A 12,187-nucleotide genomic window follows, 5' to 3' on the forward strand; every position below is an offset into this window, starting at 1 on the left:
ATGGGCTACGGTCGATTTCTTCTCAAGCGCGGTGTGCAGGGAGTGGGTGTCGTCTGGGGAGTCGTGACTGTCGTCTTTATCCTCCGATTCATCACTCCCGGCTCGCCGATCGACACGGTGGCGCCGCTCGACGCCAGCCAGGAGACGCGCCGGCGGATCGCTGAAGAGCTGGGGCTGAACCAGCCGTTGTACGTCCAGTATCTGGATTACCTCTGGGAACTCCTCCAGGGGAATATGGGGTACTCGTACATCTCGAGTATCCCGGCATCGGTGCAGGTGTTCCAGAAGTTGCCGGCGACGCTGGAGCTCGCGGTCGCCGCGAGCGTCGTCGCGGTCGTCCTCGCGATCCCGCTCGGGGTGATCTCGGCGACGCGGCGCCACGAGCCGGCCGACTACGCCGCCACGACGTTCTCGCTGCTCGGCATCTCGACGCCGAACTTCTGGCTCGGCATCATGCTCGTCCTCGTGTTCGCAGTGGAGTTCAACGTCTTCCCGACCAGCGGTCGCGCGTACGGCTTCATGGACTCACTGGCGGCGATCACCGGGCCGGAGCCGTTCTTCACCATCGTGACCGCGTGGCTCGCCTCGCTGTTCCTGCCGGCGATCACGCTGGGGACGTACTTCACGGCGCTCATCACTCGACTGGTCCGCTCGGGCATGCTCGACGAGCTGTCGGAGGGGTACGTCCGCGCGACGCGCGCTAAAGGGCTCCCCGAGACGCTTGTCCGCTACAAGCACGTCCTCCGCAACACGCTCATCCCGGTGGTGACCGTCCTCGGCCTCCAGCTCGGGACGCTCATCGGCGGCGCAGTGATCACGGAGGCCGTCTTCGCGTGGCCCGGACTGGGTTCGGAGATCATCCGCGCGATCAACGCGCGTGACTGGCCGATCCTGCAGGGGAGCCTCATCGTCATCGGGACCGGGTTCGTCCTCTTGAACATCGTCGTCGACGCGCTGTACGCGTATCTCGACCCGCGGGTGATCGCTGAATGAAGATCGGGCCACTCTCGATCTCCCCGCGTACCATCCGCAACCTCCGCAAGGAGTTCCGGTCGTCCGGACTCGCACGGATCGGCGTCGTGCTCGTGGTCGTGATCGTACTCGCGGCCGCACTCGCGCCGATGATCGCCCCACACAACCCCCGCACACAGGACCTCGACCGGGCGCAGCTTCCCCCGCTGGGGTTCACCGACACCGAACAACAGACCCGCACCGAGATGGTGAACGGAAGCGTCCAGACCGTGACCGAGAACGTCACGGTGAACGCGACTGCCCAGCACCCGCTGGGGACGAACTCGCTGGGGCAAGACATCCTCTCGCGGGCGATATACGGCGCCAGAACGTCGCTACTCGTCGGTCTCTTCGGCACCGTGCTTGCGGCAGTGTTGGGCGTTACCGTCGGGCTGACCGCGGGGTACTACCGCGGTCGGGTCGACGACGCGCTGATGCGCACCGCTGACGTGTCGCTGGCGTTCCCGTCGCTCGTGCTCGCGATCGCGTTGATCGGGCTCTTCAGCCGCTTCCAAGCGGACGTGGCAATCGCGATCACCGACCCACTCGTCACGACAGGTGTGGCGGGGTCGTTCCGCGAGGCGCTGGGATTACCGACCCCGATGCCGGAGACGTTCGTGTTGCCGACGGTCGTCATCCTGGTCGTCGGGTTCGTCAACTGGGTGTGGTTCGCCCGCATCGCGCGCGGCGAGGCGCTCTCGGTCCGCGAGGAGGAGTACGTGAAGGCCGCGCGGGCACTCGGCGCCAGCGACGTACGGATCGTCTTCCGGCACGTCCTGCCGAACTCGATCACGCCGATCCTCGTGTTGGCGACCATTCAGGTCGCCGCGATCATCCTGCTGGAATCGGCACTGTCGTTCCTCGGCTTCTCGGGGACGACGCTCTCATGGGGCTTCGACATTGCGCAAGGACGTGACTACCTCTCGTCGTCGTGGTGGATCGCAACCGTGCCCGGGATCGCCATCGTGCTCTCGGTCATCGGCATCAACCTCGTGGGCGACTGGCTCCGCGACGCGCTCGATCCGGGTATCGAGGGCGAGGGGGGGATGTAGATGAGCGAGACTGTCCCCACCGCGGAGTCAGCCGGCGCCCCCGACGGGCACGGTGCCCCGGAGGGGCACCCGGACGACGTGCTCCGGGTCCGGGACCTCTCGACGCGCTTCTTCACCGAGGAGGGCCAGATCAACGCCGTCGAGTCCGTCGACTTCACCGTCCGCGACGGCGAGGTGTTCGGTATCGTCGGCGAGTCCGGCTCCGGGAAGTCGGTGGCGGCGTTGTCGCTCATCGACCTCGTCGACTCGCCGGGCCGGATCACCTCGGGCGAGGTGTGGTACCGCGACGCCGACCTCGCCGACGAGTTCCGCGACGACCTGCCCGAGGCCGTCGACGACGACTTCGTCGACACGCGCCGGCTGCCCGAGGGCGTCCGCCGCGCGCTGCGCGGGCCGGCGTTCTCGATGGTGTTCCAGGACCCGATGTCCTCGCTGAACCCCTCGATCACCGTCGGCGAGCAGATCGCCGAGGCCGTCGAGGTGCAGCGCCGCGCCCGCGCGAACCCGCGAAGCACGCGCTCGCGCACCCAGGGGTACGGCATGGGGCGGCTCATCGCCGACACCCTGCTGCCGAACCGCGGGTACACCTCCGAGTCGAGCATGAACCGCGCGATCGAACTGCTCGAACAGGTCGGCATCCCCGACCCCGCCGAGCGCGCCCACCAGTACCCCCACCAGTTCTCCGGCGGGATGCTCCAGCGCGCGATGATCGCGCAGGCGCTTGCCGGCGAACCGGACGTGCTGATCGCCGACGAGCCGACGACCGCCCTCGACGTGACGATCCAAGCGCAGATACTCAACCTCCTGCGCGATCTGCAGGAGGAGCAGGACACCTCCGTCGTGATGATCACCCACGACCTGGGCGTCATCGCCCGGATGTGCAACCGCGTGGGTGTCATGTACGCGGGGCAGATCGTCGAGCGGGGAACGCTCGCGGACGTGTTCGACTCGCCCGTCCATCCGTACACCGAGGGACTCATCGGCTCGATTCCCGACCTCGACGATCCGGACCCTCGGCTCCAGCCGATCGAGGGGAACGTCCCCTCGCTGTTGGACGAGGAGATGGGCGGCCGGTGTTTCTTCGCCGACCGCTGTCCGAAGGCGATGACCGACTGCCTCCAACCGATCCCCGAGTACGACGTCGAACCGGGAAGCGACGACCACGCCGTTCGCTGCGTGCTCGCACGACGGGAGTACAGCGAGGCGGATGCGCTCCCGCCGGACCACTTCGACCGCAACGAGGGGGTGCGCGACGATGAGTGAGTCCGCGCCCGCCGAGAACGACGACCACGCCGGCGACGGATCCGCCGCCGGATCGGGTGGGGAGGAGCCGCTGCTCGAAGTCCGCGGCCTGCGGAAGTACTACTACGAGAACAACTCGCTGTTCGACAGACTGCTCGGCCGCGAGCCGACCAGCGTGAAGGCCGTCGACGGCGTCGACCTCGAGGTGTACCCCGGGGAGACGCTCGGCGTCGTCGGCGAATCCGGCTGCGGGAAGTCGACGACCGGGGAGACGCTCCTCCGGCTGCGCGAGGCCACCGAGGGCGCCGTTCGCTTCGACGGCGAGGACGTCATGGAGATGGGCGGCGACGAACTGACGCGCTTCCGCAAGCGCGCGGGTATCGTCTTCCAGGACCCGTTCTCCAGCCTCGACCCGCGGATGACCGTCGGCGACATCGTGAGCGAAGGGTTGAAGATCCACAACATGCCCGAGGAGTCGCCCGACGACGGGCGCTCCAAGCGGGAGTGGCGCCGCGACCGCGCGAAGGAACTGCTCGAACGCGTCGGCCTCTCGGCCGACCAGATCGACCGCTACCCGCACGAGTTCTCCGGCGGGCAGCGTCAGCGCGTCGGCATCGCACGCGCGCTGGCGCTCGACCCCGAGTTCATCGTGCTCGACGAGCCGGTGTCCGCGCTCGACGTGAGCGTACAGGCGCAGATCCTGAACCTCCTGGAGGACCTCCAGGAGGACTTCGGGCTGACGTACCTGTTCATCGCGCACGACCTCTCGGTCGTGCGCCACATCTGCGACCGCGTCGCCGTGATGTACCTCGGCGAGGTGGTCGAAACCGGCCCGACCGACGACATCTTCGAGTCGCCGAAACACCCCTACACCGAGGCGCTGTTGGAGTCGGTTCCGCGCGCGTCCGTCGAGGAACAGGGGCGACGCGTCGACGCGCTCCCGGGCGACGTTCCCTCGCCGCGGAACCCGCCGTCGGGCTGTCACTTCCGGACGCGCTGCCCGAAGGTGATCCAGCCGGCGACCGTCGACATCCCGCAAGAACAGTACCGCGGAGTCATGAACCTCCGCGACCGCCTCGAACGCCAGGGGTTCACCGCCGAGTCCGTCTGGGAGACGCTCGAAAGCGAGCACGACGGCGAGGACTTCGAGCGAGACCCCGTCGTGTTCAAGCAGGCGATGCGCGATGAGTTCGACCTCGCGGGGCTCTCGGGCGCGACGATGGACACCGTCGAGGACGCCCTCGAGATCCTCGCAAACGGCCGTGAGGAGGAAGCCGCGGACCGACTTCGGGAGGCCTTCGCCTCACCGTGTGAGGAGGAAGAGCCCGTCCTGACCGGTGGCGAGCACGCGGCAGCGTGCCACCTCTTCGCCGACGAGGAGTACGACCGCGATCTCGGCCCCACAGACATCGGGAACGCGATGGGCGGGATGCAGGCGCCTGGTCCGTCGCCGGCCGCCAACCGCGACGTGGACGACGGGTCCGACCCTGACAGCGTCGACGACACTGCCGAGTCGGACTCCGACAACATCACCGAGTCGGACTCCGACAACATCACCGAGTCGGACTCCGACAACATCACCGAGCCGGACGACGACAGCCAGTAAGGCGTCGACTGGACGGCTTACCTTCTCCCCAGAACGCACATACCGACGGCCGGATCGTTCGATCGCCAGGTCGGCCCGACTTCGCGTGTCGGCCACGACCGTCGCGAACGGACGACCCGGACGCCCGGCGGATCTACCACTGCCTGCCGCGCCGAGTCGCCCGACTGAACGGTCGGTTACCAACAGGCTTCCGGACGCGTCGGTCGCCGCCGCGACCGACTGTCCCGACGCCGGGTCGCGACTGGGCTCCGATCCGCCGCCTGACGGCGACGCGAGCGCCGAATATCACCGCCTAATTTGCTGACGAGAAAAAGATTCAGCAGCCACGATGAACCGTCTAGCCTATTCTCGGGTTGTCGTAAAACGTATCTTTCTCTCCCGACGAGCGGATGAACGGTTCGAATCTGCCCGAATGCTCTTCATACTATATGTGGTCGGGGACGTATCGATCCGATGTGAAATGACGCCCTCCAATCCTCTCCGCTCCGTCGCGGCCCTTCGGGACGCGGTGCCGGCATCGTCGAGTCTGAAGGACACCCTTACCGGATTCACGGGTACCGGTCGGACGCTCGCGGTCGAGCCGGTGCGGGCGCTCGCCTTCTACGCCGCGATCGTCCTCCCGTTCGTCTACCTGCCGCTCCTCGCAAACGGCGTCACGACCGAACAGCTCTCCGTCCTCGTCGGGCTGCTGCTCGCGAACGGGGCCGCACTGGTGCTCGGTCACGGACACGGCTCGAGGTAACCCTCACTCATCGCGATCGCCCCCAAATATCGGACCGGTGGGGTTTACGAACCTCTCAGCACTCACCCTACCTGTATGACAGACTCGCCCTCCACCGAGGAACTGCGTCGCATCAGGCACACGCTCATTTGGCTCGTCCTCGTCGTCGCCGCGGCTGGGCTGCATGACCCGGAGACGTTCGGGGGCCTGAGCGACGGGGCCTACCTCATCCTCGTAGTCAGCCTCTTCGCCAGCGCGATATACTTCGTTGTCCAACTCTTCGACATCGACGCGCGGACCGATGCCGGGGACTCCTGAGTAGACGCGCCCCGTCGACGCTGTCTCACTCATGTGTCGGCCTCTGTCCGGGCGGTGACGCGGGTGACGACCGTGAGTACCTGACCGAGTGCGATCGTCTCCTCGGCGATCCCGTCGACCGCGAGGATGTCACCGCTCCGCTCGATGACGCGTCCCGCGCAGATCATCCCCTGCGAGACGTAGCGCACGGTGTCGCCCTCACGGAGGTTCGGCGGCGGGTACGTGCGCATCGGCGTTGACGTGGCGGAGTCCGACCGGCTCACCGCCCGTCACCTCCGTCTCACTTGGGGCAGACGCGGCGGGGGATCCCGCTCCCGTAGGGTGTCCGATCTTCGAGCCGGGCGCCGCAGGTCGGGCAGTACCTCACGTCGAACACCTCCCGTCGTCGAGAGGGGGCACTGCTGGTGAGGCGACTCGATCGGATACCCGCAGGTGTCGCAGATCGGTGGTGTCAGGTCGTCAAAGTCGACCGTCTGAACGGTGCGACTCACGGCTTCACCCCGCTGTAATAAGGGACGTAGCTACGTGGGGTGATTCGTCCGTTTAAAACGGATGGGTTGGGGCGGATTTGAACCGCCGGCCTCCTCCATGTCAAGGAGGTGTCATAACCGGACTAGACTACCAACCCGACCGGTCGTTCTTCGCATCCATCGATTCCACAGGGACATAATTAAGGCTTCCGAAAGGGTGCCGTTCCGGGGCGCCGTCCCACGGTTTGTCTCCTCACCCACCGCTGACCGGCGGGAACAGCGCGAGCTCATCGTCGTCGTCGACCGGGGTGTCGAGACCCTCGGCGTCTCGGACGTCTCGACCGTTTCTGAGGAGGTTGATGTGCCCCCGGAGGTCGCCGTCCTCGTCGAGCACGCGGGCCGCGAGCGCGGGGTGAGAATCCAACAGCGCGTCCAACGCCTCCCCGACCGTCGCGGCGTCGGCCGTCTCGACGTCCGGCTCGGACTCGCCGGCCGCCTCCGCGAGATCGGCGAACAGCTTCCAGTTCATACCTCCCCGTCCCCGTCGGGCGGGCAAGAGCGTTGCGCCGTCGACTCAGTCGTCGTCCGCGTTCGGGCCGTCCGCCGTCCGTGCCGTACTGTCGTTGTTCTCCCTACCCGCTCCGGTCCCGCCGGTCGCGCCGTCAGTCCCGCCGCCGGCCCCGCGTCGCTCCAATTCACGGATCGCCTCGGGGCGCGCGATCACGTACACCGTCTCGCCCGCGGCGAGCGTCCGTCCACGCGGCGGGATCGGTTCGACCGAGCCGTCCATCCCCTCGACGGCGACGACCGACCCCAGCACCTCTCCGACACGCGTCCCCTCGAGCGCGCTCCGCTCCCCGACGGTGACGACCGCCATCGTCTCGTCGGCGACGCGGAGGATCGAGGCGAACTCCCGGTCCGCGCGCGCCTCGGCGGGCATCGTCAACAGCCGGTAGGTACCGTCGGCGTGGAACTCGGCCGCGTCGGACTCGTCGACCGCGAGCGTCACCACGTCGCCGACGGTCGCGCGCAGTTCCGCGGTGGCGACCCGTCTCGGGGCGGGATCGACCCCGTCGTCTGACCCCGTTTCTGCCACCGCAGGATCCGTCACAGCCGGGACTGTCGGGTCAGTCGGGGTCGCTTCCGTCCCAACCGATTCCTCGGGCGTGGAACCCGTGGAGTCAGTCGGACCCGACTCCGTCGGTGCGGATGCCGCCGGCGCTTCGGGGACACGCCACACCTGAACGACGTCGCCCGGGCTCGCGCCGTTCGGCGGATCGGCGCGGATCGCGACCGCACACGCGCCCGGCCCGAGCGTCGGGCCGATGCCGGCGACCCGGCGACCGACGCCGAGGTAGGTCACCTCCCCGCCGTCGAACTCGGCGTCGACGTGGCCGACGCCGTACTCCTGCTTCAGCCGAGTCAAGAACGCGTCGCGCAGTTCCTCGTCCGAGAGCCGTCGCGGGAACAACAGCGTCTCCCCGGCGAGCCGCTCTTTCGTCGTCCCGTCGACGGGGTCGTAGCCGTCGATGTCGGCGATCTCCTCGGGGAGTTCGATGCTCCGGATCCGGCCGACCGTCCGCGCGAACCTGCTCAACTCGCCGTCGACGCGTTCGCCGCCCGCGACGGCCGTCACGTTCGTCGCGAAGTGGTCGCCGACCCGGCGGCCGATCGGCGCCATCCCCGCGGCCACGAGGAGGCTCACGACGTTCCGGAGGACGGTCATCGGCGCGAACGGGTCCGTCGTGACGACGCCCGCGACGGGAACGACCGACGCGAACAGCCCGACCGTGTTGAGGTACACCGCGACCGTCGCCGTCCCCAGCAGCGTCGTCAGTCCCGGCGGAACCGGCTCGTTGACGTACCACCGGTACGCCGCCGCGCCGAGGGCGGCCACGAAGAACGAGGCGACCGCGAAGCCGACGAGCCGCGTGATGTTCACGAGTTCGAGTACGTCGAGCACGGACTGGAGCGGCGGGCCTGTCTGGAGCGCCTGGTGCGGCTGAACCGGCGGAGTCCAGGCGTCCGTGAGGCGGCCGATGGCGGGCGGGCTCACGCCGCCACCTCGCGTCCGAACCGGTCGAGCCCGTCGCGCGTCCCGACGACGACGAGGTCGGCGCCGGCCTCCGGCCTGACGTCGCCGTCGGGACCGAGGCGCCACCGTCCGCCGCTGCGTACCGCGAGGACGGCCACGCCGTACTCGTCGCGAACCGCCGCCTCCCGGAGAGTGCGCCCGTCGAGGGGTCCGCCGTCGCGGACGCTGAATCGACGGAACCGCTTGCCAGCCCGGCGGAGCAGTGCGATGAGTTCGAACTCGCGTCTCGTCCCCCGTGAGCGGACGGCCAACCGCTGCACGTCGGCGTCGAGGAGCCGGATCGCGACCGAGCGGTCGACTGCAAGCGTGAGGCGACCGTCGCCGCCGGTCGTCGTCGGGGAGGGCGCCGACGGCGCGTCCGTGCCGCCGTCGGTCGCCGCCGCGGCCTTCTCCTCCGGTTTGACGCCGTCGGTGCGGGCGGCGACGACGGTACCCTCGACCGCGTCGCCGTCGGTCGTGACGACGGTTATCTCGTCGCCGCGGGCGACCCCGGTCGGGAGCAACGCCGACAGCGAGACGGCGCGCTTGCCGTCCGGGACACGACTCGAGACGCCGGCCAACGGCGGCGCGGCGGCGACAGTTGCCCGTCCCCGCTCGTCGAGGCGGACGGTCACCTCGGCGAGGTCGTACTCGGAGCGAAGGCGCTCGGCGACGGCCGCCTCCAGTTCGCTCAGCGGGAGGTCGGCCTCGAAGTCGTCAGTGAACGCCCGAACCTCGGCCCGGAGGTCGGCGGGGAGCGCGGGGTAGCCCTCGATGTCGAGCACCTCGCCGGCGACCGTGACCTCTACCCGGCCGCGCCCCGCGCTCAGGTCGATCGCGTCCGTGGAGAGCGTCCGCTCGGTGAGCTGTCGGAGCGTGAGCCGCTTGGGGAGCGCCGCGCCCATCGCGTCGCCCTTCGAGTGGGCGTACAGCGAGATCATCAACACGACGACGATCGCGATCAGCAGCGCGGTGCCGTTCGCGGAGTCCCGGATCGTCTGGTCGTTGAGCGCGAGGAGACCGCCGTTGACGCCGGCGACCGCCAGCGCGAGGACGACGACACCGAAGCCGGGGATAGACACCCCGGTGAAGTACTTGAACGTGAATCCGAGCGCCCACGCGACCAGCCCGGGGACGATCCCCGTGAGCAGGCCGAGATACAGCCCGAGCAGGAGCTGGATCGGGAGCGAGGAGGCGACCATGGCTTTGCGCTGACGCCCGTCGTACAAATCCCTACCGACGTGAGTCCTCTCGCCGGGGCGTGGCCCGGCCGAGTCGTGTCGCATCGTTTATCACCGGCCGAACGGAGTTCGGGTCATGGACGGCTGGCGCGATCGGATCGGCGGTCGGATCGCCGTGACGCTCGTGACGGTCGCGGCGCTGCTGTCGGTCGTCGCCGGAATCGGGGGTATCGTTACCCGACCCACGAGACGGCTCTCGATCGTCGCGGCGCTCCCCGACGATGCGGTGGTTCTCGCCGGCTTTACCGGCGCGATCACGGGATTTCTCCTCCTCGTTGCGGCATACGGACTCCGCCGCGGACTCCGTGCGGCGTGGATCGTGGCGGTCGTGTTGCTCCCGCTGACGGCGATCCAGGGGCTCGTCGGCTCGACCGTCGCGGGACCGGTGCTGCTCGCGCTCTCGCTGGCGGCCCTGCTCGCGCTCGCGCTCAACCGGCGGCTGTTCGCCACGGAGATCGACCTCTCGCCGACACAGTGGGCCTCGCTGGCGGCGCTGATCGGCTCGCTCGGCTACTCGACCGCCGGGGCGTTCGCGCTGGACGACCAGTTCAACGGCGTCTCGACGATCACCGACGCGGTGTACTTCTCGGTCGTCACCGCCTCGACCGTCGGCTACGGCGACGTGACGCCGGCGACGCCGCTGGCGAAGTGGTTCGCCATGTCGGCGCTCGTGCTCAACGTCGCCGCCTTCGCGATCGCGCTCGGCGTACTCATCACCCCGGCCATCGAGGCCCGCCTCACCAACGCTCTCGGACGCATGACAGACACGGACATCGACCTGCTCACCGATCACGTCATCGTGCTCGGCTACGGCGAACTGACCGAACCGCTCATCGACGAACTGACCGCCGCGAACGTGGAGTTCCTCGTGATAACGCCCGACGAGGCGGCCGCACGCACGCTCCACGAGGAGGATGACGTCCGCGTACTCACCGCCGACCCGTCGGGCGAGGAGCCGCTGGAGCGCGCAAAGATCCGCGACGCCCGCGCGATCGTCGCCGCGACGAACAACGACGCGGAGGACGCGCTCGCGATCCTCACGGCCCGACAGCTCAGCCCGGACGCGACGATCGTCGCCGCCGCGACCGAACGCGAGAACGTGAACAAGCTGAAGCGCGCGGGCGCCGACACGGTCATCTCGCCGGCGACGATCGGCGGGCACCTCCTGGTCGAGTCCGCATTGGGGGGAGAAGACTCCGAAGCGGTCGCTCGACGACTGCTCGACGAGGAGTGAGGCGTCCGACCGCCGAAGACGCTCGTCCCCGAGTTCACGACGCGGCCAGCGCGGCGAGTATCTCCTCGACGACGGCGGCGTCGTCGGTCCAAACACCCGTGTACTCGTCCGACTCCTCTTTCGCGACCAGTCCGCACGCGTGTCCCTCGTCGCCCCCGTCGAACGCGAGGACCCAGAACCGGTCGAGGTCGTCGCCGCCGGTGACGTGGTACGTGATGTCCGGTATCGTCGGCGGCTCCCAATCCGCGGTCCCGTACACGTGGACGGCGAGGTCGGTGTCGGCCGCGAGGTGCCGGTACGCGTCGACCTGCGGTCGGAACGCCGAGAACCGCTGAAAGCTCGCGCGAAGGGTTCCCGTGCCGGCCCGATAGGCGCGGTCTTCGATCTCGCGGCTCACCGCGAGCAGCGCCCTGCGCCGCATCGACGCGAACAGCGTGTCGTCGAACAGTTCGAAGATCGCGCGATATCCCGGTGACACCTCGTCCCGTTCGCCGGGCCGGACGATCGGCGGTTCGAAGAGCCCCTCCAACTCGGCGGCGCCGATCGCCCCGGCGAACTCGCCGTCGGTCTCGATGAGCACGAACGGACCGGGGCCGGTCGACGGGAGCGCGCGAACCTCGTACTCGACGCCGTGTGCGGCAAATAGCGACTCGACTTCGGTCGGGTCGTCGCCGCGATACACGGTGAACGCGCGATCTCGATCTCGAGCCCTCGCGAGCAACGAGTCGAGCATCGTTACGGCTACCGGGACGACTCGGCGGCGACGCTCCGGTCGAGGAGCTCCTCGACCTCCGGGTCGAGCGGGCGCGACGCGACAGTTCCGTCCCCTCGATCGTAGTCCACCAATCCGACGGCGTCGAGGTGTGGGAGGTGCACGTGCGTCAGTGCGACCAGCAGCTGATCCCGGCTACTCGGAGTTCCCATCGTGCCGGTGGCCGTGGCATCGTAGCCACACAGCAGCGTCGCGAGTTCGTCGACCGACGTTCCACCCGGCTCCGTGTCTCGAAGTATCGCCAGCAGCCGCCGTCGCTGTCTCGACGCGAACGCACGATAGAGCGCATCGTCCGCCAGCGTCACGGTCGCCTCGGCCTGTTCCCCCTCACCGTGTCGGTCGGCGCTCATCGTGTCGTTCTCCATACTATCATAAAAATTGATCCTACTCCCCCAAAACGTCTTCGGCAGGATCGTGTTCGGCGTCGGATATCGGGGCTCGACCCT

General features: G+C 68.6%; 14 protein-coding genes and 1 tRNA gene. 7 read left to right on the plus strand and 8 right to left on the minus strand.

What is annotated here, in order from left to right; all coding sequences use genetic code 11:
- The 6 genes from ABJD39_RS01380 (at position 1) to ABJD39_RS01405 (ending at position 5,950) form a co-directional block, all read left to right on the plus strand.
- Entirely contained in the window at positions 1 to 993 is a 993-nt protein-coding gene (locus ABJD39_RS01380; RefSeq protein ID WP_348611148.1) for an ABC transporter permease, read from the plus strand.
- Positions 990 to 2,063, plus strand: a complete 1,074-nt coding sequence (locus ABJD39_RS01385; protein WP_348611149.1) for an ABC transporter permease — start codon at positions 990 to 992, stop codon at positions 2,061 to 2,063. Before ABJD39_RS01380 ends, ABJD39_RS01385 begins: the two co-directional genes overlap by 4 nt.
- Entirely contained in the window at positions 2,064 to 3,326 is a 1,263-nt protein-coding gene (locus ABJD39_RS01390; protein WP_348611150.1) for an ABC transporter ATP-binding protein, read from the plus strand.
- Entirely contained in the window at positions 3,319 to 4,911 is a 1,593-nt protein-coding gene (locus tag ABJD39_RS01395; RefSeq protein ID WP_348611152.1) for an ABC transporter ATP-binding protein, read from the plus strand. The genes ABJD39_RS01390 and ABJD39_RS01395 overlap by 8 nt, the downstream gene beginning before the upstream one ends.
- Positions 4,912 to 5,371: 460 nt before the next feature.
- Entirely contained in the window at positions 5,372 to 5,653 is a 282-nt protein-coding gene (locus ABJD39_RS01400; protein ID WP_348611155.1) for a hypothetical protein, read from the plus strand.
- 75 nt (positions 5,654 to 5,728) lie between these two features.
- Positions 5,729 to 5,950 (plus strand): hypothetical protein, encoded by a 222-nt coding sequence (locus tag ABJD39_RS01405; RefSeq protein ID WP_348611158.1) that lies wholly within the window; start codon positions 5,729 to 5,731, stop codon positions 5,948 to 5,950.
- A 29-nt stretch (positions 5,951 to 5,979) separates the two neighbouring features.
- Here the strand turns inward: ABJD39_RS01405 and ABJD39_RS01410 are convergent, their stop codons facing one another.
- The 6 genes from ABJD39_RS01410 to ABJD39_RS01430 all read right to left on the minus strand — a co-directional run bounded on the left by ABJD39_RS01410 (position 5,980) and on the right by ABJD39_RS01430 (position 9,696).
- The gene (locus ABJD39_RS01410; protein ID WP_348611160.1) at positions 5,980 to 6,213 is read right to left on the minus strand and encodes a hypothetical protein; all 234 of its coding nucleotides are present in this window, start codon (positions 6,211 to 6,213) and stop codon (positions 5,980 to 5,982) included.
- 17 nt (positions 6,214 to 6,230) lie between these two features.
- On the minus strand, positions 6,231 to 6,326 hold the full coding sequence (locus ABJD39_RS14985) for a zinc ribbon domain-containing protein (RefSeq protein ID WP_431357858.1): 96 nt from the start codon (positions 6,324 to 6,326) through the stop codon (positions 6,231 to 6,233).
- Between the two features lie 177 nt (positions 6,327 to 6,503).
- Positions 6,504 to 6,578: transfer RNA gene (locus ABJD39_RS01415), tRNA-Val, on the minus strand.
- A gap of 95 nt (positions 6,579 to 6,673) precedes the next feature.
- Positions 6,674 to 6,949, minus strand: a complete 276-nt coding sequence (locus tag ABJD39_RS01420) for a ubiquitin-like small modifier protein 1 (protein ID WP_348611163.1) — start codon at positions 6,947 to 6,949, stop codon at positions 6,674 to 6,676.
- Between the two features lie 45 nt (positions 6,950 to 6,994).
- Complete coding sequence (locus tag ABJD39_RS01425) at positions 6,995 to 8,476, minus strand: potassium transporter TrkA (protein WP_348611165.1); 1,482 nt, start codon at positions 8,474 to 8,476, stop codon at positions 6,995 to 6,997.
- Positions 8,473 to 9,696, minus strand: coding sequence for a potassium channel family protein (locus ABJD39_RS01430; RefSeq protein WP_348611168.1), 1,224 nt, complete (start codon positions 9,694 to 9,696; stop codon positions 8,473 to 8,475). The genes ABJD39_RS01425 and ABJD39_RS01430 overlap by 4 nt, the downstream gene beginning before the upstream one ends.
- Before the next feature lie 115 nt (positions 9,697 to 9,811).
- On the opposite strand from ABJD39_RS01430, the gene ABJD39_RS01435 reads away from it, so the two are divergent.
- Positions 9,812 to 10,969, plus strand: a complete 1,158-nt coding sequence (locus ABJD39_RS01435; RefSeq protein ID WP_348611170.1) for an NAD-binding protein — start codon at positions 9,812 to 9,814, stop codon at positions 10,967 to 10,969.
- A gap of 34 nt (positions 10,970 to 11,003) precedes the next feature.
- Here the strand turns inward: ABJD39_RS01435 and ABJD39_RS01440 are convergent, their stop codons facing one another.
- Complete coding sequence (locus ABJD39_RS01440) at positions 11,004 to 11,651, minus strand: DICT sensory domain-containing protein (RefSeq protein WP_348611173.1); 648 nt, start codon at positions 11,649 to 11,651, stop codon at positions 11,004 to 11,006.
- 59 nt (positions 11,652 to 11,710) lie between these two features.
- Positions 11,711 to 12,106, minus strand: a complete 396-nt coding sequence (locus tag ABJD39_RS01445) for a DUF7344 domain-containing protein (protein ID WP_348611175.1) — start codon at positions 12,104 to 12,106, stop codon at positions 11,711 to 11,713.
- Between the last annotated feature and the right edge of the window lie 81 nt (positions 12,107 to 12,187).

It is taken from the genome of Halobaculum rarum, from assembly GCF_040025155.1.
Classification (GTDB): Archaea; Halobacteriota; Halobacteria; order Halobacteriales; family Haloferacaceae; genus Halobaculum; species Halobaculum rarum.